Source organism: Pseudomonas sp. NPDC088444 (assembly GCF_044900175.1).
Lineage (GTDB): Bacteria > Pseudomonadota > Gammaproteobacteria > Pseudomonadales > Pseudomonadaceae > Aquipseudomonas.
This window is the reverse complement of the sequence record NZ_JBJDNK010000006.1, coordinates 334631-358936: the sequence shown is the minus strand read 5'-3', so window position 1 is coordinate 358936 and position 24306 is coordinate 334631. Positions and strand designations below refer to the sequence as shown.

General features: G+C 59.7%; 20 protein-coding genes. 9 read left to right on the top strand and 11 right to left on the bottom strand.

Going from position 1 to position 24306, the window contains the following annotated elements:
• Window positions 1-26: 26 nt before the first annotated feature.
• The gene (locus ACI2KB_RS14625; RefSeq protein ID WP_404635614.1) at window positions 27-398 is read right to left on the bottom strand and encodes an NADH:ubiquinone oxidoreductase; all 372 of its coding nucleotides are present in this window, start codon (window positions 396-398) and stop codon (window positions 27-29) included.
• Window positions 399-452: 54 nt separating this feature from the next.
• Here ACI2KB_RS14625 and ACI2KB_RS14620 point away from each other — a divergent pair, with 54 nt between their 5' ends.
• Window positions 453-1415 (top strand): CobW family GTP-binding protein, encoded by a 963-nt coding sequence (locus ACI2KB_RS14620; RefSeq protein WP_404635612.1) that lies wholly within the window; start codon window positions 453-455, stop codon window positions 1413-1415.
• Window positions 1416-1435: 20 nt separating this feature from the next.
• Here the strand turns inward: ACI2KB_RS14620 and ACI2KB_RS14615 are convergent, their stop codons facing one another.
• Window positions 1436-1828: a DUF3301 domain-containing protein gene (locus ACI2KB_RS14615; protein ID WP_404635610.1), complete on the bottom strand. Its 393-nt coding sequence runs from the start codon at window positions 1826-1828 to the stop codon at window positions 1436-1438.
• A gap of 134 nt (window positions 1829-1962) precedes the next feature.
• On the opposite strand from ACI2KB_RS14615, the gene pdxY reads away from it, so the two are divergent.
• Window positions 1963-2835, top strand: a complete 873-nt coding sequence (gene pdxY, locus ACI2KB_RS14610) for a pyridoxal kinase PdxY (RefSeq protein ID WP_404635608.1) — start codon at window positions 1963-1965, stop codon at window positions 2833-2835.
• A 174-nt stretch (window positions 2836-3009) separates the two neighbouring features.
• On the opposite strand, the gene ACI2KB_RS14605 is transcribed toward pdxY, so the two are convergent.
• Complete coding sequence (locus tag ACI2KB_RS14605) at window positions 3010-3495, bottom strand: acyl-CoA thioesterase (RefSeq protein WP_404635606.1); 486 nt, start codon at window positions 3493-3495, stop codon at window positions 3010-3012.
• Between the two features lie 308 nt (window positions 3496-3803).
• Between ACI2KB_RS14605 and ACI2KB_RS14600 the strand changes: the two genes are divergently transcribed.
• A complete protein-coding gene (locus ACI2KB_RS14600; RefSeq protein WP_404635604.1) occupies window positions 3804-5567 on the top strand; it encodes a cation:proton antiporter in 1764 nt (587 codons plus the stop codon).
• Between the two features lie 32 nt (window positions 5568-5599).
• On the opposite strand, the gene ACI2KB_RS14595 is transcribed toward ACI2KB_RS14600, so the two are convergent.
• From ACI2KB_RS14595 to uvrD, 3 genes are all read right to left on the bottom strand, one after another.
• Window positions 5600-6007, bottom strand: a complete 408-nt coding sequence (locus ACI2KB_RS14595) for an SMI1/KNR4 family protein (RefSeq protein WP_404635602.1) — start codon at window positions 6005-6007, stop codon at window positions 5600-5602.
• A gap of 130 nt (window positions 6008-6137) precedes the next feature.
• Window positions 6138-6989 carry a Tim44 domain-containing protein gene (locus ACI2KB_RS14590; RefSeq protein ID WP_404635600.1) on the bottom strand — a complete coding sequence of 284 codons (852 nt, stop codon included), beginning with the start codon at window positions 6987-6989 and terminating at the stop codon, window positions 6138-6140.
• Window positions 6990-7328: 339 nt separating this feature from the next.
• On the bottom strand, window positions 7329-9515 hold the full coding sequence (uvrD, locus tag ACI2KB_RS14585) for a DNA helicase II (RefSeq protein WP_404635598.1): 2187 nt from the start codon (window positions 9513-9515) through the stop codon (window positions 7329-7331).
• Window positions 9516-9851: 336 nt separating this feature from the next.
• Here uvrD and ACI2KB_RS14580 point away from each other — a divergent pair, with 336 nt between their 5' ends.
• The 3 genes from ACI2KB_RS14580 (at window position 9852) to ACI2KB_RS14570 (ending at window position 13240) form a co-directional block, all read left to right on the top strand.
• Window positions 9852-11891 (top strand): putative bifunctional diguanylate cyclase/phosphodiesterase, encoded by a 2040-nt coding sequence (locus tag ACI2KB_RS14580; RefSeq protein WP_404635596.1) that lies wholly within the window; start codon window positions 9852-9854, stop codon window positions 11889-11891.
• 144 nt (window positions 11892-12035) lie between these two features.
• Window positions 12036-12902: a transcriptional regulator HexR gene (gene hexR, locus ACI2KB_RS14575; protein ID WP_166593990.1), complete on the top strand. Its 867-nt coding sequence runs from the start codon at window positions 12036-12038 to the stop codon at window positions 12900-12902.
• A gap of 128 nt (window positions 12903-13030) precedes the next feature.
• Window positions 13031-13240 (top strand): PA3496 family putative envelope integrity protein, encoded by a 210-nt coding sequence (locus ACI2KB_RS14570; RefSeq protein ID WP_404635594.1) that lies wholly within the window; start codon window positions 13031-13033, stop codon window positions 13238-13240.
• Here the strand turns inward: ACI2KB_RS14570 and ACI2KB_RS14565 are convergent.
• Window positions 13206-14156, bottom strand: coding sequence for a LysR family transcriptional regulator (locus tag ACI2KB_RS14565; protein ID WP_404635592.1), 951 nt, complete (start codon window positions 14154-14156; stop codon window positions 13206-13208). The two genes, ACI2KB_RS14570 and ACI2KB_RS14565, sit on opposite strands and share 35 nt — an antisense overlap.
• Window positions 14157-14353: 197 nt before the next feature.
• On the opposite strand from ACI2KB_RS14565, the gene ACI2KB_RS14560 reads away from it, so the two are divergent.
• On the top strand, window positions 14354-15769 hold the full coding sequence (locus ACI2KB_RS14560; protein WP_404635590.1) for an acetyl-CoA carboxylase biotin carboxylase subunit: 1416 nt from the start codon (window positions 14354-14356) through the stop codon (window positions 15767-15769).
• Between the two features lie 11 nt (window positions 15770-15780).
• Window positions 15781-17586 carry a sodium-extruding oxaloacetate decarboxylase subunit alpha gene (gene oadA / locus ACI2KB_RS14555; protein WP_404635588.1) on the top strand — a complete coding sequence of 602 codons (1806 nt, stop codon included), beginning with the start codon at window positions 15781-15783 and terminating at the stop codon, window positions 17584-17586.
• Window positions 17587-17741: 155 nt separating this feature from the next.
• On the opposite strand, the gene ACI2KB_RS14550 is transcribed toward oadA, so the two are convergent.
• From ACI2KB_RS14550 to ACI2KB_RS14535, 4 genes are read right to left on the bottom strand one after another with little or no spacing between them, the layout of a single operon-like run.
• On the bottom strand, window positions 17742-20729 hold the full coding sequence (locus ACI2KB_RS14550) for an autotransporter domain-containing protein (protein ID WP_404635586.1): 2988 nt from the start codon (window positions 20727-20729) through the stop codon (window positions 17742-17744).
• 58 nt (window positions 20730-20787) lie between these two features.
• Window positions 20788-21459, bottom strand: a complete 672-nt coding sequence (locus tag ACI2KB_RS14545) for a GNAT family N-acetyltransferase (protein ID WP_404635584.1) — start codon at window positions 21457-21459, stop codon at window positions 20788-20790.
• Window positions 21460-21476: 17 nt separating this feature from the next.
• The gene (locus tag ACI2KB_RS14540; RefSeq protein WP_404635582.1) at window positions 21477-21923 is read right to left on the bottom strand and encodes a GNAT family N-acetyltransferase; all 447 of its coding nucleotides are present in this window, start codon (window positions 21921-21923) and stop codon (window positions 21477-21479) included.
• On the bottom strand, window positions 21916-22554 hold the full coding sequence (locus tag ACI2KB_RS14535) for an FMN-binding negative transcriptional regulator (RefSeq protein WP_404635580.1): 639 nt from the start codon (window positions 22552-22554) through the stop codon (window positions 21916-21918). Before ACI2KB_RS14535 ends, ACI2KB_RS14540 begins: the two co-directional genes overlap by 8 nt.
• 88 nt (window positions 22555-22642) lie before the next feature.
• On the opposite strand from ACI2KB_RS14535, the gene ACI2KB_RS14530 reads away from it, so the two are divergent.
• Window positions 22643-24178 (top strand): PLP-dependent aminotransferase family protein, encoded by a 1536-nt coding sequence (locus ACI2KB_RS14530; RefSeq protein ID WP_404635578.1) that lies wholly within the window; start codon window positions 22643-22645, stop codon window positions 24176-24178.
• The last annotated feature ends 128 nt before the right edge of the window (window positions 24179-24306 follow it).

The following is a 24306-nucleotide window of genomic DNA, read 5'->3' as shown; positions in this document are numbered from 1 at the left end:
TCAGATCCGGGAATGGATCTGGACGGTTATTGCGCCTTCCACACACCCTTACTCTGCTGCTCACAGAACGGCTTCAAAAACGCCGCATCGCTGGCCACGCCGTAATAGTGAATGTTCTGCCGATAGGGCATATTGGCGACTTGCGCGTTGCTGCACTGGCCAAATGACCCAGATGGGCACTGGTCCGCGTAGGTCACTTCGACCTTCTGATCCTTGAGCTGTGGTTTGCAAAAGCCGTCGTGGAACAGATCCGGCGGGATGGTGAGATTTTCCTGACAGACCTTCACGTCAAGCCGTTCGCCCTGACTGTGGACAACACAGGATTCAGCCCACGCCTGATTCGACGTGATGGCCAGCAGCACCAACGCCAGCCGCGCGGGCAGCCAGATTGCTCGCATTGATTACCTCCGTCTGCGCTCGTTTTCGGGAGCGACGTTCAAGAATGGCCGGACATGCTGCAGAACATTCCCACCCATGTCATTGCTGGCCCTTTGGGCGCGGGCAAGACCAGTCTGATCAAACACCTGCTGTCGCAGAAACCGGCGCATGAACGCTGGGCGATTCTGATCAACGAATTTGGCCAGATCGGGCTGGATGCTGCGCTGCTCGCCACGGCCGAGGATGGTATCGCACTTGGCGAGGTGGCTGGCGGCTGTCTGTGCTGCGTCAATGGCGCGCCATTTCAGATCGGGCTGGGCCGTCTGCTGCGCAAGGCGAGACCGAATCGCGTGTTCATCGAGCCTTCCGGTTTGGGCCATCCGGTGCAATTGATGGCGCAATTGAGAGAGCCACCCTGGGTGGGGGTACTCGCCGTTCAACCCAGCGTGGTCGTGCTCGATGCCCAGTCGCTTGCCGCCGGAAAGCCGCTTTCACAGACTCAACACGAGGCTGTGCAGAGCGCCGGTTTGTTGGTGCTCAACAAATCGGCCGGGCTCGACGACGCGCGACGACAGTTCATCGGCGAGTCTTTACCTGATCGGGCGTTATTCTGGACGGAGCTGAGCGCGGTACCGCTGGAGCGTTTGCCGGGCGTCGAGGTGCAGGGCATCGAGGGTGTGGATAACTTCGTCGCGCCCAAGGCCCTCGCGCAATGGCCTGCTGTCTGGGCCGATCCCATGACCCCGATTTGCCTGAGCCAAGGGCAGGCGGAGGGTTGGAGCATTGGCTGGCGCTGGCATCCTGACCGGGTGTTCGACGGCGCGAAAGTGCAGAGTTGGCTGCGAAGCCTTGACTGGCGGCGTGCCAAGCTGGTTATCCACAGCGCAGACGGGTGGATATCCGCGAACGCACTGGAGGGGAATGCTCTGAACTGGGCGCCGAGTGAGTGGCGCAAGGATTCGCGGATTGAATTGATCTTTGCAGAGCCTCAGGACGAGCTCAGGTTGAATGCGCAGTTGGCGGAGTGCGCAGCCTAGCGGCTGTTATCCACAGTGAATCACTGCTTCCATTTGTTGTGTTCCTGCCGCCATTCGCTGAGCTGAATGATTTCGGCAGTCGGTTTGGGGTCTTTGATTTCGAACGGGTAGGGCGCCAGCTCGATCTGCGCGGTGTGGGCGCCGAACATGGTGATCGTGCCGGGATGGCGTTGCTCGCCCGTCACGGTGAATTCGAAGTTATACACACGCGCCAGACGCTTGCGACCCTCGTTGTCGCGCTTGAACGTGATGCGACGCAGCGCAACATTGCCGTCGAGCAATTCGATATCGAGCTTGGCGCAGTGCTGCTTGACGCGCTCCAACGCCCGTTCGCGCAAACCATGGGAATGCCACAGCCATGCGCCAGCGGTTGCCAGCAACATCAGGACGAAAATATTGCCCAGGGTCAGCATGAAAAGAGAGCTCCAACAGAAGACGTTCAGCTTAACTGCGTCAGGTCACCGACAGCCATAGCCCGATGGTTTAATTTCGCTTCACTTCGTCCGGCATCGCCACTACTGTGCTTTCCCGGCTTCAGGAACCTGTCATGAAACGTTCGCCTCATCTACTCGCAATCCAGTCCCACGTGGTCTTCGGGCACGCTGGCAACAGCGCGGCCGTGTTCCCTATGCAGCGTATCGGCATCAATGTCTGGCCGCTGAATACCGTTCAGTTCTCCAACCACACTCAGTATGGACACTGGACAGGCGAAGTGCTGGCGCCGCAGCAAATTCCTGCGCTGGTCGAAGGGATCGCCGGCATTGGCGAGTTGGGCAACTGCGATGCGGTGCTTTCAGGCTATCTGGGCAGTGCGGCGCAGGGGCGGGCGATTCTGGCGGCGGTGGCGCAAATCAAACGGGCCAATCCGCGCGCGCTGTACCTGTGCGACCCGGTGATGGGGCATCCCGAAAAAGGCTGCATCGTGCCGCAGGAGGTCAGTGATTTTCTCTTGGAGGAGGCCGCCGCGGTGGCTGACTTCCTTTGCCCGAATCAACTGGAGTTGGACAGCTTTTCGGAGCGCAAACCGAGCGGATTGATGGATTGTGTGGCGATGGCTCGCGCGCTGTTGGCCAAAGGTCCAAAAGCGGTGGTGGTCAAGCACTTGGCCTACCCCGGCAAGTCGGACGACAGTTTTGAGATGTTGCTGGTGACTGAGCACGAGAGCTGGCACTTGCGCCGCCCGTTGCTGGCGTTTCCGCGCCAGCCGGTGGGGGTAGGTGACCTGACATCAGGGCTGTTCCTGTCGAAAGTCCTGCTGGGCGATGATCTGCGCAGCGCGTTCGAATTCACCGCATCGACGGTGCATGAGGTGCTGCTGGAAACCCAGGCTTGCGGCAGTTACGAGCTGGAACTGGTCCGGGCGCAAGACCGGATTGCGCACCCGCGGGTCAAGTTTGAGGCAACCCGGCTGGATGTCTGACAGACACATGATCGTTCCCACGCTCTGCGTGGGAATGCCGTTCTGAACGCTCTGCGTCCATCGCCGGGGTGACGCAGAGCGTCACGGGATGCGTACCCACGCAGAGCATGGGCACGATCAAACGCCATCGCGGATTCATCCGCGATGAGGGCTTTCAAACGCCAACGATTTCGATCAAACCCCGTCTTCGCGAATCTCGCGATACCGCTTTTCCAGCTCCTGACGAATCTGCCGACGCTGCTGCGCCTGTACGTAACGCCGTTTGCCTTCACTGGTCTCCGGCGTCAGCGGCGGGACGCCGGCTGGCTTGCGCTGGTCATCAACGGCCACCATGGTGAAGAAGCAACTGTTGGTGTGACGCACGGAGCGTTCACGGATGTTTTCCGTCACCACCTTGATTCCGACTTCCATGGACGTGTTGCCGGTGTAGTTCACTGAGGCGAGGAAGGTCACCAGTTCGCCAACGTGAATCGGTTCGCGGAAAATTACCTGATCCACCGACAGCGTCACGACGTAACGGCCCGCGTATCGGCTCGCGCACGCGTAGGCGACTTCGTCGAGGTATTTCAGAAGGGTGCCGCCGTGCACGTTGCCAGAAAAGTTGGCCATGTCCGGGGTCATCAAAACAGTCATCGACAGCTGGGCGTTTCCGGGTTCCATAGCGTGCTCACGGTCAGGTTGAGTCAATTGGCACCTCGGGTGGGTGCTCGAATGTCATGCGGCCATTAGAACCGACATTATCGGGACGCTGGCAGTGCGCTTGCCGTCACGCCCGGTGTCGATCTGTTTCCATATATTGCACCGCCTTTATCCGCTTTTGTGCGGTGTTAACCTGCGAAAACCCTTGGATGGGGTAATTCCTGCGTTCTACCCGGAAAATTCCGGCCCTGCTAACGAGTTTTCGTACGGCAGTCGTTGGTATTTCCGTCGAGAACGCGCACCTTCTCGCAGTCACAAGGAGCCACGTCATGCATGCCATCAGCTTTATTCAGGATCTGGCAGTCATCATGCTGGTGGCGGGGGTGGTGACGGTCCTGTTTCACCGTCTCAAGCAGCCCGTGGTGCTCGGTTACATTGCAGCCGGTTTCATCATCGGCCCCCACACCCCGCCGTTCGGCCTGATTCATGACGAAGAAACCATCAAGACCCTCGCCGAATTGGGGGTGATCTTCCTTATGTTCTGTCTGGGGCTGGAGTTCAGCCTGCGCAAATTGTTCAAGGTGGGCGCCACTGCATTCATTGCCGCCTTTCTCGAAATCATGCTGATGATCTGGATCGGCTACGAGATAGGCCAGTTCTTCGGCTGGAGCACTATGGATTCGCTGTTTCTGGGCGCGATTCTGGCAATTTCCTCCACCACGATCATCGTCAAGGCGCTCAACGACCTGAAGATGAAGAATCAGCGCTTCGCTCAACTGATCTTTGGCGTGCTCATCGTCGAGGACATTCTCGGCATTGGCATCATCGCGCTGCTGTCGGGGATCGCCGTGAGCGGTACGGTCAGTTCCGGCGAGGTGTTCTCCACGGTTGGCAAGCTGTCTCTGTTCATGATCGTCGCACTGGTGATCGGCATTTTGCTGGTGCCGCGTTTGCTGGCTTACGTCGCGAAATTCCAGAGCAATGAAATGTTGCTGATTACCGTACTGGGACTTTGCTTTGGTTTCTGTCTGCTGGTCGTAAAGCTGGAATACAGCATGGTGCTGGGCGCATTTCTGATAGGCGCGATCATGGCGGAGTCCAAGCAATTGGCGAAGATCGAGCACTTGATCGAACCCATTCGCGACATGTTCAGCGCCATTTTCTTCGTCGCCATCGGTTTGCTGATCGATCCACAGATTCTGCTCGACTACGCCTGGCCGATTGCGGTGATCACCGTTGCGGTGGTGCTGGGCAAGATGCTGTCCTGCGGCCTTGGCGCCTTTATCGCAGGCAACGATGGCAAGACTTCATTGCGCGTCGGCATGGGGCTGTCACAGATTGGCGAGTTTTCTTTCATCATCGCCGCGCTGGGGATGACGTTACAGGTCACCAGCGACTTCCTCTATCCCGTAGCTGTGGCGGTTTCGGCCATCACCACGCTGCTCACGCCGTATCTGATTCGCGCCGCCGATCCATTGTCCCACTCTCTTGCCGGGATCGTTCCTACGCGCATGGCACGTGTTTTCGGGTTGTATGGGGAATGGCTGCGCAGTATTCAGCCACAAGGGCAGAGTGCATTGCTTGCCTCCATGATTCGCAAGATCCTGCTGCAAGTGGGGGTGAATCTGGCGCTGGTGGTGGCGATTTTCTTCTGCGGCGCGTACTTCGCTGAGCGTATTGGCGATTACTTCAGCGAATGGGTCGCCGAGGTGGGCCAGCAAAAGGCCTGGATCTGGGGGGCGTCGTTGCTGTTGTCGCTGCCATTCCTTATCGCGGCGTACCGCAAGCTCAAGGCGCTGTCGATGTTGCTGGCCGAGATGAGCGTGAAGCCGGAAATGGCGGGGCGTCATACCGAGCGCGTGCGCAGGGTGATCGCCGAAGTGATCCCGTTGCTGTCGCTGATGGTGATTTTCCTGCTGATCGCTTTGTTGTCGGCGAGCATGCTGCCGACCAGCGAGTGGTTGCTGTTGATCGTTCTGGTGGCGGGGGTGGTGGCTGCGGTGCTGTGGCGCTGGTTCATCCGCGTGCACACGCGCATGCAGATCGCGCTGTTGGAGACGCTGGGGAACCATCAGGAGCCTTCCGAGCATTGAGGTGCTGAAGGCTCCTGAGGGGAGGGAACGTCTCAGCTTTCCAGCCAGACATCCCGTGCCCAGTGCCAGACCGATTCCCAGCTTTCTTCGGTGACGAGTTCTTCTTCGCCGGACCACAGCACTACGGTGCCGTCTTCCTCGACGCAGTAGTAGTCGTCGCCGTCCTGGCAGATCGGAATCAGGTCGCGCGGGACACCGGCGTCCCACGCGTTGGCCGCCACTTCTGGCAGGTAGGTGTGCGAACCCGGATCGGTGACCGTCACCGGCTCAAGGCTGCCGTAGACCACGTCGCTGACGTGCAGCAGGAATTCCTTGAAGACAAAAGGAATGTTGATGAACAGCTCTTCTTCGATTTCGACAAGCTGATCTTCGTCCGGCAGCTCAAGCGGGACGGGGACCGGCTCATTGGCTTCACGGAGTTGTTCGATGACTTCTTCCACGACGTGGACCCTCTAACGATTGGCGCGGTTTATACAGTAGCTCAAAGACATCACCAAATTAACCGCGGCCCCTAAAAAACAAAACCCCGATCGCAGTCGGGGTTTTGGATTAGCGAAGTGGCAAAGAGTTTCAGCCGTTCTGGCGGATACCTGCCACCAGCCAAGGCTGGTTTTCGCCTGGGGCGCGTTCCATGTTCCAGCTTTCGCTGAACACTTCACCTTGGTCGAAGCGCGAGGTCTTCGCCACACCGCTGAAGGTCAGGGTCGCGATGGTCTTGTCGGCGCGGTCGTCGACACCTTCCAGTTGCACGGTGAGGTTGTCGATGTAGGTCGACTGGAAGCCATCACCCAGATCCGCACGTTCTTTTTTCAGGAACTGCAACATTTGCGGGGTCACGAACTCAGCGATCTTGTCCATCTCGTTCGCGTCCCAGTGCTGCTGCAGCGACTGGAAGTGTGTACGTGCGGCTTCGATGAAGCGCTCTTCGTTGAACCAGGCCGGTGCGTTGATCACAGGGCGAGCCGACGCGGCAGGCGAACCACCGAACATCGAGTTGGTGTTCTGCGCAGGCTGTTCGAACGTTTCACGCTGGTACGGTGCGCCAGCCGGTGCCATTTGCGGCTGCTGCTTGCGACGACGTGCGGCGATAAAACGGAAGATCACGAAGGCGATGATCGCCATGATCAGGATGTCGAAGAACTGCATGCCCTGGAAACCGCCGCCCATGAACATGGAGGCCAGCAGGCCACCGGCAGCGATGCCGGCCAAGGGACCAAGCCATTTGGAAGCACCGCCTGCGGCTGGCGCAGGACGGCCGGCGGCGTTAGGGGCAGCGGCAGGAGCGGAAGGGGCCGTTTGGCGCGCCTGGTGAGTCGGCGCCGAGCCCATGCTCTTGCCACCACCAAAACGCGCGGCGTTGGCGTCCAGACTCATGGTGAGTCCGATGACCAGCGCCAGAGCGATGCTAAGAAAACGTTGCATAGTGGGAATTCCCGTTTGTGGATTGCACGCGCGCCATATTGAACAGGACAAATGTGTCTGACCAGCGACCAAATGTTTCTGGCTTTTGCGTGGATCTCAATAGCGCCCATAAGACTTGGGTTGTAGGGCTATGGAGAAAGTTCTGTAGGAAAGATGGGGGGCATTCGTAGGAATGCAAGCCATCGTGGATTCTGGCCATGACATTCGTGACGACGCGGTTCCCCTGTGGGGGCGAATTCATTCGCGAGAGGCCAGTACAGCCGCTAGAACATCATGGGTTGAAAAACCGCATCGTGAATGAAATTCGCTCCCACAGTTGTCTCCGGTTTCAGGCTCTGATCAAACCGGCTCCAGCTTTGCGTACCCCAGCATCAACCACTTGCTGCCTTCGGCGAAATTCACTTGAACCCGCGCCTGTGCGCCAGAGCCTTCGAAATTGAGGATCACGCCTTCGCCGAAGACCGCATGCTGCACACGCTGACCCAGCGAGAACTGGCTCTGCGGAATGCCCTCGCCTTCGAAAAGGCGACTGGGCGCCATGGTCTTGGAGCCGCCGAACGGGCGCGACACGCTGTTGGACAGGCGCACTTCCTGAATCAGATTTGGCGGCACCTCGCGTACGAAGCGCGACACCTTGTTGTAGGTCTCGCTGCCGTACAAGCGTCTGGTTTCGGCGTAGGTCAGCACCAGATGCTGCATGGCGCGGGTAATGCCCACGTACGCCAGGCGGCGTTCTTCTTCCAGACGGCCCGGCTCCTCCAGGCTCATCTTGTGCGGGAACAGGCCTTCTTCCATGCCGACGAGGAACACGTACGGGAATTCCAGACCTTTGGCGCTGTGCAGCGTCATGAGCTGAATGCTGTCTTCGTGTTCATCGGCCTGAGTGTCGCCCGCTTCCAGCGATGCATGGCCGAGGAAGGCGGCCAGCGGGGTCAGGTCTTCTTCGTCTTCACTGTTCTCGAAGGCGCGGGCGGCGCTGACCAGTTCCTCAAGGTTTTCTACCCGAGCCTGGCCTTTCTCGCCTTTTTCTTCCTGGTGGTAGGTGATCAGCCCGGACTGCTCGATGACGGTTTGGGTCATCAGATGCAGCGGCATGTCCATGACCTTGGCCGACAGGTTCTCGATCAGTTCGATGAACGCGCCCAAGGCACTGGCGGCGCGGCCGGTCAGGCCTTTGTTGGCGACCAGCAAACGCATGGATTCCCACATCGACACATCGGCGTGGCGCGCGTGTTCGCGAATCGCTTCGACAGTCTTCTCGCCGATACCCCGTGGCGGCACGTTGATCACCCGCTCCAGCGCCGAGTCGTTGCCACGGCCATCGAGCAGGCGCAGGTACGCCATGGCGTTCTTGATCTCGGCACGTTCGAAGAAGCGCTGGCCGCCATAGATACGGTACGGAATGCGCTCGCGCAGCAGCGCTTCTTCCAGCACCCGCGACTGGGCGTTGGAGCGGTAGAGAATGGCGATGTCGCTGCGGGACAGGCCGGTCTTGATCGCGCTTTCGATGGTCTCGACCACGTAGCGCGCTTCGTCGTGTTCGTTGAACGCGGCGTAAAGGCTGATCAGTTCGCCATCGCCGACGTCCGTCCACAGCTCTTTGCCCAAGCGTCCGCTGTTGTTGACGATGAGGCCGTTGGCGGCTTTCAGGATGCTGGCCGTGGAGCGATAGTTCTGCTCCAGACGAATGGTTTCAGTGTCCGGGAAGTCATCGGAATACTGATGGATGTTCTCGATCTTCGCGCCGCGCCAGCCGTAAATCGACTGATCGTCATCGCCCACCACCATCAGGCTGTCGCCGCCCTTGGCCAGCAGACGCAACCAGGCGTACTGAACGGCGTTGGTGTCCTGGAATTCGTCCACCAGAATGTGGCGGAAGCGCCGCTGGTAGTGCTCCAACAGGCCTTTGTTGTCGCGCCACAGGTCCAGTGCACGCAGCAACAGTTCGGAGAAGTCGATGACGCTCGCCCGTTGGCAGGCTGCCTCGTAGTTCTCGTAGATGGCTTTCATGGTACTCAGGAACAGGTCGCCGGACGCCTGAATGTGCTTGGGTCGCAGGCCTTCGTCTTTCTGGCCGTTGATGAACCACTGCGCCTGACGCGCAGGCCATTTCTGCTCGTCCAGTCCCATTTCGCGGATCACCCGCTTGACCAGGCGTTGCTGGTCGTCGCTGTCGAGAATCTGGAAGTTCTGGTTCAGGCCCGCTTCCTGCCAGTGCGCGCGCAGCAAGCGGTGCGCCAGGCCGTGGAAGGTGCCAACCCACATGCCCGCCGGGTTGATTCCCATCAGTTGTTCGATGCGGTGGCGCATCTCGGCCGCGGCCTTGTTGGTGAACGTCACCGACAGGATCGAATGCGGCGATGCGTTTTCGACCTGGATCAGCCAGGCGATACGGTGCACCAGCACGCGGGTTTTGCCGGAGCCAGCGCCAGCGAGAACCAACTGACGACCAACGGAAGCGGCGACCGCCTGGCGTTGGGCATCGTTGAGGGAATTAAGCAGGAGGGAGAGGTCGTCGTTATGCATCGGCGCATTCTAGGGGGCAGGGGGATGGCGGGCAAACCCTAACGCCGGTCGGTCGTGAAAAGCTGTCCGGATTACTTGTAGGAGCGTGGCCTGTCCCGCGATCTGCCGGGAACCGGCAGCAAATCCAGAGCACGCGGGGTAATCCGACAAATAGAAGTCGCTGACTTTACGACTGCTTCGCAGCCGATCGCGGGACAAGCCACGCTCCTACAGAGGTGTGTGCAATTCGTATGGGCGGTAACCATTCATGCATTTTATTTTTCTGACTGTATGGTCTCGCCAATGGCTTGTGTATGCTCCGCTGACGTTCAAGGCTCACCAATTATAAGAACCGCCATGACCACCAGCTCAGAAGCCCCGGCCGACTCTGTGGCGACACGCCGTGTCATCCGCAAACGTTACGCCACCCAGCTTGCCGTCGAGCGCACTCGTCTTCTTTATCAGGGGTCGATGCTGCCGACCCTGTTCATGTTCATCAATGGTCTGCTGTGCGCCTGGCTGCTCTGGAGCCCGGAGCGCTATGTGTTGGTCAGCATTTGGGTCGGCTGGCTGTCGGCGCTGGTGTGCCTGCGAATTCTGCAAGTGGCGGCGTTTCGAGCTGCCTCGCAGGAGCGTCAGGCGCATCCGATCTGGAAGCGCATGTTTCTTGCGGGAGCGTGCGTCAGCGGCTTCACGTTATCCAGCGCCGCGTTGGTGTTGGTCCCTGCGGAAAGCTTCGTTCAGCAGGCGTGGGTGTTCGGTCTCATCGGCGCGGCGACGTTGTCCGCGAGCGTGGCCTATGCGGCGAGTATTCCTGCCTTTCTGACGTTCGCCGTCCCCTGTCTGCTGCCGCCAATCGTGTATCTGTTCTGGGGTGGCGACGTGCCGTTGCGCGGATGGGGCTGGCTGGGGCTCATTCTGTTGCTTGCGCTTATCGTTGTCGCTGCGCAGGTCAATCGTTTGATTCAGCGTGGTCTGATGCGCCGCTTTCAGAACCTGGCACTGATCGAGCACTTACAACAGGCGCAAGCTAAAAGCGAAGAGCTTAATCGAGAGCTGGCCAGGCAGTACGAAGAGCGTACGCGCTACCTCTCCCATTACGATGAGTTGACCGGCCTGGCGAATCGGGCGCTGTTCAACGAGCGTCTGCGCGAAGCCAATCAGCGTGTGCGTCAGGGCGGGCGTAACCTGGCGCTGCTGCACATCAACCTCGATCGTTTCAAATTGCTCAACGACAGCCTCGGACACGACATCGCCGACCAGTTATTGCGCCATGTGGCGCGGCGGCTGATCGCAGAGCTGTCGGACGCTGACACCGTGGCGCGCTTGTCTGCCGATGAGTTTGCTGTCCTGCTCGATTCTCACGGCAATTTGACGGCGCTGGCGCGGGTGACCACACGTTTGCTGGCCAAGTTGCGCTCGCCGACGCCGGTCGCCGGCCACGACCTGGTGGTGAGTGCGTCGATTGGCATCGCTCTGTTTCCAGACTCGACCCGTGACATTTCTACACTGGTCACCCAGGCCAACATGGCGATGCAACACGCCAAGCATCTGGGCGGCAACAACTTCCAGTTCTACACCGAGAGCCTGCAAGCCAGAACGCTGGAGTGGCTGCAACTGGAGATCCAGTTGCGTCGCGCCATCGAGGAGGGCCAGCTTGAGGTGTTCTACCAACCCAAGCTGGAGCTGGCGACAGGGCGCCTGAATTCAGCCGAGGCACTGGTGCGCTGGCGTCATCCCTCGCGCGGCATGGTGCCGCCCGGTGAGTTCATCGGACTGGCGGAGGAGTCTGGCCTGATTGCCGACATCGGGGAGTTCGTTCTGCGTCGCGCCTGCCGTCAGGCATGTGAATGGCAGCGCAGTGGGCTGATGCCGATTCGGGTGTCGGTCAATTTGTCGGTTCATCAATTGAGACAAGGCAAGCTGGTGAGCCTGGTGCGTCAGGTGCTCGATGAAACCGGCTTGATGCCTGAATGCCTTGAACTTGAGCTGACCGAAAGCCAATTGCTGGACAGTGTCGAGCACATCATCAGCACGTTCCGGCAATTGCGGGAACTGGGGGTGAAGCTGGCCATCGATGATTTCGGCACCGGTTATTCGTCATTGAGTTACCTGAAGCGTTTTCCGGTGGACTACGTGAAGATTGACCAGGCGTTCATCCGTGGCCTGAACGAAGGCACTGAAGATGCGGCGATCACGCGTGCGATCATCGCCATGGCGCATAGCCTCGACTTGAAGGTGGTGGCCGAGGGCGTTGAGAACGCTGAGCAGTTGGCGTTTCTGCGTGCCCATGATTGCGATGAGGTACAAGGCTACTTGATCAGTCGGCCTGTTGAGGCAAGTGCGATGGGCGATGTCTTGCGTAATTATTCGTCAGTTGCCTGGAGTAGCGTGTGAAAAGTCCTACACTCCAGGGCGATCAGTCATCCAAGGCCAGTCGGTTGCGAACTGCTATCTCGTTTAGCTGTGCGGTTTGCAGGTCATGTAGTATAACTACAAGAAAGCTACAGCCCGGCCCATCCTCCACCTGAGTCCTGTCCTTTGAATCTGTTGCAGCACATCGCCCAGTCCCGCCATCTCTTGCGTAAGTCAGAGCTCAAGGTAGCCGACCATGTGCTGCTTGATCCTGCGGCTGTCATGCACAGTTCCATGGCCGATCTGGCCCACAGCGTAGGCATCAGTGAGCCGACCATCGTGCGCTTTTGCCGTGCGATCGGCTGCACCGGTTTTCAGGACCTGAAACTCAAGCTCGCGCAAAGCCTCGCGGCGGGGGCGAGTTTTGGGCAGTTCGCCATTCACGAAGACGATTCGGTCGCGGACTACAGCCTGAAAATTTTCGACACCACGCTGCACACTCTGATGGAAGTGCGCGAAAAGCTCGATCCTCACGCTCTGCAGGCGGCGGTGACGGTCATGGCCGCGGCGCATCGTGTCGAGTTTTATGGGTTTGGGGCATCGGGTGCGGTCGCGGCTGACGCGCAGCACAAATTCTTCCGGCTGTTGCTGACGGCGGCGTCCTACTCTGACCCGCATATGCAGGCGATGTCAGCGGTCACCCTCAAGCCAACAGACGTGGCTGTGTGCATTTCCCAGTCCGGGCGTTCGAAGGATTTGCTGATCACCGCCAATCTGGTGCGTGAGAGTGGCGCCAACCTCATCACCCTGTGCCCGAGCCAGACGCCGTTGGCTGAGCTGTCGACGGTCAACCTGGCCATCGATGTGCACGAAGACACCGAAATCTACACGCCACTGACCTCACGCATCGCCCATCTGGTGGTAATCGACGTGCTGGCGATGGGCGTGGCGATGGCTCGCGGGCCAAGTCTGGTCAACCACCTGAAAAGCGTGAAGCGCAGCTTGCGCAGCCTCCGGTTGTCGCCAAAGTCGATCAAGTCTTCAGAAGATTGATTGCTTGTCTGCCGCTGCCCCTGTAGGAGTGGGTGATCAAACCTTCACCAACTTGTAACTCTCACGCCACTTGATCGTCACGCCTGACGGTCACCCTGTACTTCCGCACACGCAATGGGAGACAGGATATGCCTCGGCACTACGATGACTCGCAGAACAGCACCAGCGCCAAGACCCGCCGCCAGCAGGAAGACCAGCGCCGCATGGCGTTTCGGCGTGCGATTGAAACCCGCTTCGAAGACCGCCGTCTGAGCCTCGAATACGACGATTATCTGGAAGTCTCGGGTACGTTCTGGCAGAGCGCTAGCGCGTCGGAAGGTGTCCGTCAAAGCGCGTGACCAGCTCACTGATTTGTGCCCGCTCGCTGCGAATGAATGCCAGGAAGGCGTGAGCCACTGGCGACAGACGTTTCTCCCGAGCCTGTACGACGCACCAGCTTCGATACAGCGGCAACTCGGCCACTGGCAGCTCTTTCAGCGTGCCGGTGGCCAATTCCAGACTCAGGGCATGGCGTGTAAGCAACGCCACACCCAGCCCCGCCACCACACATTCGCGCTGGGCTTCGGCCGATGACACTTCCAGCGATTGCTCGAAGTGAATGCGCTTTTCCTTGAAATACTCCTCGCACGCTTTGCGCGTTCCCGAACCCTGCTCGCGAACCACTAGTGTGTGGCTTTCCAGATCCTTCAGCGAGGGGCTGGCCAGTTGCGCCAACGGATGATCCGGCCTTGCGACGGCGACGATCGGGTTGTTCAAGAAGGGCAAAAACTCTAATCCCATGTCCTGCGGGACCATCGACATCACCACCAGATCGTCACGGTTGTCCGACAGTCGGCGAATCACCTGTGCGCGGTTAACCACCGTCAAATTGAGTGCAACTTCTGGGTATTGGCGTTTAAAAGCTGCGAACAGGTGCGGGACAAAATATTTCGCGCTGGACTCGATCGCGAGCTTTAATTGACCTTGCAACGAGCCCTGCATGTCCGAAAGCTGCATGTCGAGGTTCTCCAGCCGCCCAAAAATATCGCGACTGGCGAGTTGGAGTGCTTCTGCGGCTTCGGTCAGGTAAAGCTTCTTGCCAACGTACTCAAACAGAGGCTGTCCAATCAGGTCCTCCAGCTGACGAATTTGTAGGCTGACGGCCGGTTGCGTGAGTGACATTTCCTCGGCCGCGCGGCTGTAGGAACGTAGATCACAGACCTCGTTGAAGATTCGCAATTGACGCAATGTCATACGCATCAATGACTTACGCACTGTTCGCCTGCCTCGCAAATGACTGAATGAGCAACTATAAGGTTTTACTTATGTTTAACCCAATTTTTACTCATTTTTGTTAATTACTGATTCGTCATAGGGTGCACCCATCGCTGCGACGCAACATGCAGTAACGGAATGTCGCTACGTACTGGCCGGGTTTCCGGCCCGTCTGCTCATCGGTCGAGGAAATGCCAGTGATAACAAAAATCCTGATCGCCAACCGTGGAGAAATTGCTGTCCGGATCGTGCGTGCTTGCGCCGAAATGGGCATTCGTTCGGTTGCGATCTACTCCGACGCGGACCGCCATGCGCTCCATGTGAAGCGTGCGGATGAGGCGTATGGCATTGGTTCGGAACCGCTTGAGGGTTACCTGAACCCTCGCAAGCTGGTGAACCTGGCCGTGGAAACCGGTTGCGATGCGTTGCATCCCGGTTATGGCTTCCTCTCGGAAAACGCTGAACTTGCTGAGATTTGCGCCGAACGCGGGATCAAATTCATCGGCCCGTCCGCTGAAGTGATCCGTCGCATGGGCGACAAGACCGAAGCGCGCCGCAGCATGATCAAGGCCGGTGTTCCGGTCACCCCGGGCACCGAAGGCAACGTCGCTGACGTGACCGAGGCGCTGGCCGAGGGTGATCGCATTGGTTACCCGGTCATGCTCAAAGCCACGTCGGGTGGCGGCGGTCGCGGTATTCGCCGATGCAACAGCCGTGAAGAACTGGAGCAAGCCTTCCCTCGCGTCATCTCCGAAGCGACCAAGGCATTCGGAAAAGCCGAAGTGTTCCTCGAAAAATGCATCGTCAATCCCAAGCACATCGAGGCGCAGATCCTGGGTGACAGCTTCGGTAACGTGGTGCACCTGTTCGAGCGTGACTGCTCGATCCAGCGTCGCAACCAGAAGCTCATCGAAATCGCCCCAAGCCCTCAGTTGACCCCTGAACAGCGCGCCTACATCGGCGACCTGTCGGTGCGTGCGGCCAAGGCCGTGGGTTATGAGAACGCCGGTACTGTGGAGTTTCTGCTCGCCGAGGGCGAAGTGTACTTCATGGAGATGAACACTCGGGTGCAGGTGGAACACACCATCACCGAGGAAATCACCGGGATCGACATCGTTCGCGAGCAGATTCGCATCGCCTCGGGCCTGCCGCTGTCGGTGAAACAGGAAGACATCATTCATCGTGGTTTCGCGTTGCAGTTCCGCATCAACGCCGAAGACCCGAAAAACAACTTCCTGCCCAGCTTCGGCAAGATCACCCGTTACTACGCCCCCGGCGGGCCGGGCGTGCGCACCGACACGGCGATCTACACCGGCTACACCATTCCACCGTTCTACGACTCCATGTGCCTGAAGCTGATTGTCTGGGCGCTGACCTGGGAAGAGGCGATGGACCGTGGCCTGCGCGCGCTGGACGATATGCGTCTGCAAGGCGTGAAGACCACCGCCGCGTATTACCAGGAAATCCTGCGCAACCCGGAATTCCGCAGTGGCCAGTTCAACACCAGCTTCGTTGAAAGCCACCCTGAACTGACCAACTACTCGATCAAGCGCAAACCCGAAGAGCTGGCTCTGGCCATCGCTGCCGCCATTGCCGCCCACGCAGGCCTGTGAGGAATACAACAATGTCCAAAAAGATTTTTGTAACTGACACCATCCTGCGCGACGCCCACCAATCGCTGTTGGCGACCCGCATGCGCACCGAGGACATGCTGCCGATCTGCGAGAAGCTCGACAAAGTCGGCTACTGGTCGCTGGAAGTCTGGGGTGGCGCGACGTTCGACGCCTGCGTGCGCTTTCTGAAAGAGGACCCATGGGAGCGCCTGCGCCAACTGCGCGCCGCGTTGCCGAACACGCGTCTGCAAATGCTGCTGCGTGGCCAGAACTTGCTGGGCTACCGCCATTACAGCGATGACGTGGTCAAGGCCTTCGTCGCCAAGGCAGCCGTCAACGGCATCGACGTGTTCCGCATTTTCGACGCGATGAACGACGTGCGTAACCTGCGCGTGGCCATCGAAGCGGTGAAAGCGGCGGGCAAGCACGCTCAAGGCACCATCGCTTACACCGTCAGCCCGGTGCACACCATCGACGCCTTCGTCACTCAGGCCAAGCAAATGGAAGCCATGGGGTGCGACTCGGTAGCGATCAAGGACATGGCCGGCCTGCTGACCCCGTTCGCTACAGGCGAGTTGGTCAAGGCGCTGAAGGCCGAGCAATCGCTTCCGGTGTTCATTCACTCCCACGACACCGCTGGCCTGGCCGCGATGTGCCAGTTGAAGGCTGTGGAAAACGGCGTCGACCACATCGACACGGCGATCTCCAGCTTCGCCTGGGGCACCAGCCATCCGGGCACCGAATCGATGGTCGCAGCGCTCAAAGGCAGCGAATTCGACACTGGTCTGGATCTGGAGTTGTTGCAGGAAATCGGCCTGTACTTCTACGCGGTGCGTAAGAAATATCACCAGTTCGAGAGTGAATTCACTGCGGTCGACACCCGCGTACAAGTCAACCAAGTGCCAGGCGGCATGATCTCCAACCTCGCCAACCAGCTCAAAGAGCAGGGCGCCCTGAACCGCATGGGCGAAGTGTTGGCCGAGATCCCGCGTGTGCGCAAAGACCTCGGTTACCCACCGCTGGTGACCCCGACGTCGCAAATCGTCGGTACTCAAGCGTTCTTCAACGTGCTGGCGGGCGAGCGTTACAAGACCATCACCAACGAGGTGAAGCTCTACCTTACTGGCGGTTATGGCAAGGCGCCGGGTCAAGTGGATGAGACACTGCGCCGTCAGGCCATCGGCAACGAAGAGTTGATCGATGTGCGCCCAGCCGACCTGCTGAAGCCGGAAATGACCAAGCTGCGCGGTGAAATCGGCGCGTTGGCCAAGTCCGAGGAAGACGTTCTGACTTACGCCATGTTCCCGGACATCGGCCGCAAATTCCTCGAAGAGCGCGCGGCGGGCACTCTGGCGCCAGAGCAATTGCTGCCGATTCCAGAGCCGGGTGCTGTGGCCAAGGCCAGCGGCGATGGCGTGCCGACCGAGTTCGTGATCGACGTGCACGGCGAGAGCTACCGCGTCGACATCACGGGTGTCGGCGTCAAGGCGGAGGGCAAGCGTCACTTCTACCTGTCCATCGACGGCATGCCCGAAGAGGTGGTCTTTGAGCCGCTCAACGAATTCGTCGGCGGCGGTATCGGTAAACGCGCCCAGGCCAGCAAGCCGGGCCACGTCAGCACCACCATGCCGGGCAACATCGTCGATGTGCTGGTCAAGGAAGGTGATGTGGTCAAGGCTGGTCAAGCCGTGCTGATCACCGAAGCGATGAAGATGGAAACCGAGGTTCAGGCAGCGGTCGCGGGCAAGGTCGTGGCGATCAATGTTGCCAAGGGTGATCGCGTGAACCCGGGTGAGATCTTGATCGAGATCGAATGATTGCGATGGATCAATGAATGAAAGCCTCCTGCGCGCAGATGCGGGAGGCTAAATGGTTACCTCTGGGGGAGCTCTCGTGGCTCCTCTTTTTTTGCCTGCTGGTTTCGTTGAGTCCGTAGGAGCGCGCTCCTACAGATTGCCCAGCGTTCTGCGGATTAGAAACTCATCTGCCACTGCCCCATCAACGCATGATTACGGCTGTTGCTGCCCAATTCGCCGTTGTAACCGACGCTGAGGGTGTGGCGAGCGGAGATGCCCAAGTCCAGACCGGCTTCAACGACCATGGCATCGCGATCCAGCGCAGTACCTTCAACGCTGAATGCGCTGCCGCCCAGCACGAAGGCCTGACGGGTTTTGCTGTCGACGTCGCCGTAGGTGTGGCGCCAGCCCAGGCTGCCCCGTGGTGTAAGGCTCATGCCGTTTTCCAGTTGGGTCAGTTGTGCCAGACGTACGCCGAAGGTGCTGCTGAAATTGTCCCGGCTTTGCGAGTCGACGCTCAACGCCGCTGCGCCACCTTTTTCGGTGTAGCTGTCCCGGTGGTAGCGCTGGTAGCCGAGGTTGGCGAATGGTTCGACGTTCAGACGACCGCTGCCCATTTGATAGCCCAGTTCAGCGAATGCCTGCTGGCTGTCGGCGTCGTAGTCGCCTTTCGGACGATCGCTGAAGCCATCGAACGCCACCGAGCGTTTGCTCTCACCGTCATGACGGCTGTAAGCCGCGCCCAGGCGCAACGCGACCGGGCCATCCTGACGCTGCGCGTAGGCGCCGAGGTGCCAACTGTTGACTTTGCCGTCCACACCGGTGCTGTCCAGATCGGTGCGCGAGTAACCGCCCAACACACCCATGCGCCAAGCTGGGGTCAGCGACCAATCGACACCCAGCACCGTCCCTTTGGTGCGTTGTTCCAGCCCTGCGCTGCCATGTTCGCCATCGAGCCTGCCGTAGCTGCCGATGCCTTGCAGCCAGACACGACCGCGTGCGTTCGGGTCGTTCAGGTTGCGTGCGGCTGTCGGCACGCCAGTAGTGGCGAGGGCCGGGGTGTCTTTGTCGTCCATGCCGACCAACAGGCTGGAGCTGCTGCTCATCCCTTGCATCGCCGACATCATGGTGGCACTGACTTGGGAGGTTCCGCTCAGCGTCGCGCTGGTCAGGTTGGCGTTGCTGCTGCCAGCCAGTTGTTCGATGGCAGAGCCTGCGGATGACGTGCTGGTATTGAGCAAGGCGTTGTACAGCGCGTTGTTCTTGCCCAGTGTCGCCAGGCTGTTCGCGGCCTGACCGCCGTTGCCAGTGGTGGCGTAATCGTTGAAGGCCACGTCGTTACGGGTATACGTCAGGCCAACGTTGGTGGGTTGATAGCTGAGTGTCGGGGTCAGAAAGGCGTAATCGCTGGTGACGCTGCCAAAGGTGCCACTAATGCTGCCTGCCTGAAGCACGGTGTACTGGCTTTGCCACGGGTAAGTGCCGGAACTGGCATTGACCACCAGCGAGGCGCCGTTGAGGTTGGCGTTCCCGCTGACTTTGATCGTCGCGCTGCCGCCGTCTGCATCGGCGCCAAAGGCCACTGTCGAGCCGCTGCTCATGTTGAGATTGCCGTTGACCTGCGCAGCACCGAGGGTTTTGTTCGCGACCAATGTGCCGTTGACGTTCAGGCCACCCACCGTGCCGCCGCCTGCATATATGCCGCCCTGATCGACTGTCATGGCACCCGCGATGCCGCCCTGGTTGATCAGCGTCGCACCGCTGGACACGCTGCCGCCGTCGCTGAAATCGCCACTGCCGGTCAGGGTCCAGGTGCCCTGGCGCACTTGCAGCGTTTCGAAATTCTGGCTGGCGCCGAAGCTGCCACCCAGCGCGTCGTCCATGATGACCGTGTCAGTGCCGGTGCCGCCGTCGACTACGCCGACGAACCGGCTGTTGTGCCCCAATGTCAGGGTGTCGTCACCGCCGCCCATGTCCATGGCCAGGCCGTTGCTGCCACTGATCAAGCCATTGTTGTAGACATTGTCGGCGAACTCGCCGACAAATTTCACGCCGAAGCCACCCAGACCCTCGATGGTGCCGTGGTTGATCAACGTCGTGGCAGCCACACCGGGACCGTCGCTGCCGTTGTCGACCAGAATGGCGTTGTCGACGCTGCTGATCAGCGCGTTGCTGGCGTTGTAGATGTAGCCACCGCCTGCGGCGATGCCTTCGCTGCCGTTGGCAAAACCGTTCTTGTCCACGCCGCTGGCGCCCAGGCCCTTGATGATGCCGTAGTTCTCGATGTGGGCGACCAGGTCGATGTCCACGCCGTCACCGTCGCCGTTGGGCTGTAGGCCGTTGTTGCTGCCGGTGATGGTGCCGTAGTTGATCACGGTGCCATTGCCATCGGAACCGAAGCCCGAGCCGTTGCGGCCGATGATGACGCCCGTGCTGTAGTTGGTCAGCGTGGCGCCCAGGTCGGTGGTGATACCGTGGCGGCCGCCTGAAATCAGGCCGTAGTTGTTGATGGTCACGCCGGTCGCCGAGTCGACGTCGATGCCGTCGAATTTCTGATCGGCGTTGGTCGAGTCGCCCGAGGAAATCTCGCCGTAGTTGGTGATGGTGGCGTTCGAGCCGGTCTTCATACCGTCGCTCAGGTCGCCGCGAATCAGTGCGCCCTCGCGGTTGATGATGGTGGTCGTCACGCCCGCACCCCGCACGGAATCCAGGTCGATCCCCTGACCGCCTGCCGTCGAGCGGATGGTGCCGCTGTTGTCGATCAGAATGCTGCCGCTGGGGAAGTTGGTGTCGATGCGGATGGCGTCGTCGGTGCTGGTGATCACCCCCGTCGAGCGGTTGGTGATGCTGTAGTTGCGCGCTTGAGTTTCGTCGCCGCTGCTGTCGAACGCCCGCCCGCCAGTGGATTTGATAGTGCCGCTGTTATCCACAACCACACCGGAACCGCTGGTAATGTCATTGAAGCTGACCGCCTTGCCGCTCGCCTTGATGCCACCGGTGCTGGTCACGGTCAGCTTGTCGGTCCCGCTCAATTTGACGCCTGCCTGATCGGGCGTCGTGATCAGAAGGTCCTGAGGCGCCGCTACGGCGAGGGCTTCGCCTGCGAAGCCGCTGGAGACGATAAGAGCAACGTGCAGGGCGAGACGGTTCTTGGCGCGGAACATGACGGACGGCCTGTTTTTATGAAAAGGCCGTCCTATATAGCCGTTTGATATGACAGGTTTATAACGACCGGAAATGACTCAGTGTGTCGATTTGTTTCCCGTCCATGAAGTTATCCACAGCCAGCCAGGCCACGAAGGCCTTTTCGATCTGCGGCCATTCGCTGTCCAGAATCGAGAACCACGCGGTGTTGCGGTTCTTGCCTTTGACGATCATGTGTTGGCGGAACGTGCCTTCAAAGGTGAAGCCGAAACGCTCGGCGGCGGCGATGGAGCGGGCGTTGTCGGCGTTGCATTTCCATTCCAGACGGCGATTGCCCAGCGCGAATGACTCTTTTGCCAGCAGGTAGACCGCCTCCGTGCTTTTTGGTGTTCGTTGCATGGAAGCGCCGAACGTCACGTGGCCGATCTCGATGCGTCCCGCGCTCGGGACAATCGACATCAGGCTGAGGAAGCCGTCGATGGCGCCGCTCTGCTGATCGATCACGGTGTAGAACCACGGATCGGTCGAGCCTTGCAGGCCCACCAGGTAATCATCAAAGGCTGCGCGTTCGGTAAACGGCCCGACCGCCAGGTAATCCCACAGCTTTTGATCGGCGCCGGGGCCTTCCAGCGCCGTCCACAGCCCGTCGGCGTGGCGTGCTGCGTCGAGTTTTTCCAGGCGAACGAAGCGCCCATTCAATGTACGGGTGTCAGGCAGTCTTGCCGCTTGCCAGTGTTCAAGGTTCGACATGATCAGGTTTCCAGCGCTCAAAGCGGTTTGCGAAATTGAATGAAGCCAGGGCGTTCGGCGATGCGTTCGTATAGCTGGATGGCTGTTGCGTTGGTTTCGTGGGTCAGCCAGTGGACCTTGTCAGCGCCGTCGTTCTTCGCGGTGGCGTAGACGTATTCGATCAAGGTGCGACCTACGCCTGTGCCGCGTTGCTCGGGCGTTACCAGCAAGTCCTGAAGATAGCAGGACCAATTGATGCTCCAGTTCGAGCGGTGATAGATGAAATGCACCATGCCCACCGCTTTGCCGTTCTGCCAGGCAAGGGCGGCGTTGGTCGGCTCGTTGCTGTCGAGGAACCGCTTCCAGGTGCTGAGGGTGACGGCATCCGGCAATTCGGTCTTGTAGAACGTCAGGTAGGCCTTCCACAGTGGTAGCCATGCGGCGTGGTCATCGGCGGTAACGGGGCGGATCTGTACGTCAGACACGGTTTTCTCCTTGGCTCATCAAGCGAGCGATTTCCTGATCGTGTGGGTGTGGGCTGCTGGCCAGGCCTTTGCTCACGCCCGTGATGTCTTCGGCGCTGCGGTTCTGATTGAGCTTGCGCTTGCCTTCCAGTCGCTCGATAGGTATGGCGAAACCCACGACGCCGTGGAGCATTTTTTCGATGTAATCGGCGGGGGCGTCGCTCACGGCCCACGGCGAGTCACGGCCCGCTTCGTGTTTGTCGGTCAGGCCGCTGACGATCTCAAGCAGGCGCGCTGGATCGGTGAAGACTTCGGCATGGCCGTAGGCGTGGACCGCCAGATAATTCCAGGTCGGCACCACTTTGCCGTGCTCTGCCTTGGCGGCGTAGAACGAGGGGCTGATGTAAGCGTCGGCACCCTGAAAAATCACCAGTGCTTCGCCGGATGCCAGCGCCTTCCACTGTGGGTTGGCTTTGGCGAGGTGCCCGTACAGCGTGCCATTCGGCCCTTGTGTCGGGTCCAGCAGCAGCGGCACGTGAATCGCTTGCAGGCCTGCGTCATCGGCGGTGACCAACGTGGCCAGACGCGTGCCTTCGATTTGTCGATGCAGGCTGACGAGATCCTCATCTTTGAAGTAGCTGGGTGTGTACATGAGATTTTCCTTGGCGACTGACGCAATCCTAGGCAGCCTATTGGTCTGTTGTAAGAACCATTAATGGTCTATTTCATAGGGCCAATTCATGCCAATCAGCACACCTTCGCTGACCTTCGATTTCGCCGGTATCGAGTTGGACCGGCGTCAAGGTTTGAGCCGTCAGCTCTACCAGGCATTGCGCCAGCGGATTCTTGACGGACGTTTGAGCGGCGGCACTCGATTGCCCGCCAGTCGCGATCTGGCAGCGGCGTTATCCATTTCGCGCAACAGCGTGATGCGGGCCTACGATCAGCTCTACGCCGAAGGTTTCACAGAGGGGCGCGTGGGGGACGGCACCTATGTGGCTCAACTGCCCGACAAAAAAGCTGCCGTCCGTAAACTATCCACAAAAGTGTCCACAGGGTTATCACCAAACTTACCCACAGGCTTATCCACATTTTCTCAAAATGAGGCTGGTGATTTATCCAGTCAAGTTATCCACAGCGCTCCGCTGGCGTTGCTGGAACGGCATCATTTGAGCACTCATAAAACCGGTCTGCCGAGAGCCTTTCGGGTGGGAGTTCCGGCGTTCGACCTGTTCCCGTTCGACGTGTGGGGCAAGCTGCACGCGGGTTTCTGGCGAAAACCGGGCTTGCATCATCTCGGCTACGGCGACCCGGCAGGGGAGTGGCGGTTGCGTGAGCTGATCGCGATTTATTTAAGAACATCTCGTGACTTGCAGTGCACCCCTGAACAAATTGTGATCACCTCCGGTGCGCAGCAGGCGATCACGCTTTGTGCACAGTTGTTATTGAACGATGGCGATGGCGTGGCGATAGAAAATCCGGGCTATCGTGCAGCCGGTCACGCGTTCGCAGTGGCAGGCGCCAGGTTGCGTGGCCTGCCAGTGGACCACGAAGGGATGCGCTGCCCGGATTCGGCGGACTGTAGGCTGGCCTACGTCACGCCGTCCCATCAGTACCCATTGGGCGTGACCATGAGCCTGGCGCGGCGGTTAGAACTGCTGGCCTGGGCCGAGCGCACGCAGGGCTGGATCGTCGAAGACGATTACGACGGCGAGTATCGCTACAGCGGCGCGCCGCTGTCGCCCCTGGCTGCATTGGACCGAAACGGTCGAGTGATCTACGTCGGCACGTTTGCCAAGGTGGCGTTTCCTGCGCTGCGACTGGGGTATCTGGTGTTGCCGCGCAATCTGGTCAAACCGTTCAGCCAGCGCCGGGCGGTGGACATGCGCCATTCGGAGAGCGGCACTCAGGTGGTGATGGCCGAGTTCATCGCGGCGGGGCATTTTCAGCGGCATATCCGGCGTATGCGGCGGGCGGCGTTGAATCGGCGTGATGCGTTGTTGGCGGGCTGGCCCGAGCACATCTCCGGTTGCAGCCCGATGCCCAAGCCGTTGGCGGGGCTTCATGTGTCAGTGACGGTCGAAAGCCTTGCTCGTGAGCGGGAGCTGATTGCCAAGGCTGAGAGCGTGGGGGTCGAGCTTTCTCCTTTAAGCGATTACTGGCTACCGGATTCGGACACGCCTGTGGATAACCGGGCGGGGCTGGTGCTGGGATTTGCGGCGGTGCCCGAGGCGGATATCGCGTCGGCGTTGGCGCGGTTGCGGGGTGTTTGGTGAGTTGAGAGTGGTGACAGACCTTGTGGGAGCCGGCTTGCTGGCGAATACGGTATGCCAGCCAATTCATCTTTGACTGGCTCATCGTCTTCGCCAGCAAGCCGGCCCCCACAGGGATTGGCGCCAGAGTC

Excerpts from the sequence above, each read along its gene's own strand:
- ACI2KB_RS14625 (WP_404635614.1), bottom strand. The coding sequence starts at position 398 with ATGCGAGCAATCTGGCTGCCCGCGCGGCTGGCGTTGGTGCTGCTGGCC.
- ACI2KB_RS14620 (WP_404635612.1), top strand. The coding sequence starts at position 453 with ATGCTGCAGAACATTCCCACCCATGTCATTGCTGGCCCTTTGGGCGCG.
- ACI2KB_RS14615 (WP_404635610.1), bottom strand. The coding sequence starts at position 1,828 with ATGCTGACCCTGGGCAATATTTTCGTCCTGATGTTGCTGGCAACCGCT.
- pdxY (WP_404635608.1), top strand. The coding sequence starts at position 1,963 with ATGAAACGTTCGCCTCATCTACTCGCAATCCAGTCCCACGTGGTCTTC.
- ACI2KB_RS14605 (WP_404635606.1), bottom strand. The coding sequence starts at position 3,495 with ATGGAACCCGGAAACGCCCAGCTGTCGATGACTGTTTTGATGACCCCG.
- ACI2KB_RS14600 (WP_404635604.1), top strand. The coding sequence starts at position 3,804 with ATGCATGCCATCAGCTTTATTCAGGATCTGGCAGTCATCATGCTGGTG.
- ACI2KB_RS14590 (WP_404635600.1), bottom strand. The coding sequence starts at position 6,989 with ATGCAACGTTTTCTTAGCATCGCTCTGGCGCTGGTCATCGGACTCACC.
- uvrD (WP_404635598.1), bottom strand. The coding sequence starts at position 9,515 with ATGCATAACGACGACCTCTCCCTCCTGCTTAATTCCCTCAACGATGCC.
- ACI2KB_RS14580 (WP_404635596.1), top strand. The coding sequence starts at position 9,852 with ATGACCACCAGCTCAGAAGCCCCGGCCGACTCTGTGGCGACACGCCGT.
- ACI2KB_RS14570 (WP_404635594.1), top strand. The coding sequence starts at position 13,031 with ATGCCTCGGCACTACGATGACTCGCAGAACAGCACCAGCGCCAAGACC.
- oadA (WP_404635588.1), top strand. The coding sequence starts at position 15,781 with ATGTCCAAAAAGATTTTTGTAACTGACACCATCCTGCGCGACGCCCAC.
- ACI2KB_RS14550 (WP_404635586.1), bottom strand. The coding sequence starts at position 20,729 with ATGTTCCGCGCCAAGAACCGTCTCGCCCTGCACGTTGCTCTTATCGTC.
- ACI2KB_RS14545 (WP_404635584.1), bottom strand. The coding sequence starts at position 21,459 with ATGTCGAACCTTGAACACTGGCAAGCGGCAAGACTGCCTGACACCCGT.
- ACI2KB_RS14535 (WP_404635580.1), bottom strand. The coding sequence starts at position 22,554 with ATGTACACACCCAGCTACTTCAAAGATGAGGATCTCGTCAGCCTGCAT.
- ACI2KB_RS14530 (WP_404635578.1), top strand. The coding sequence starts at position 22,643 with ATGCCAATCAGCACACCTTCGCTGACCTTCGATTTCGCCGGTATCGAG.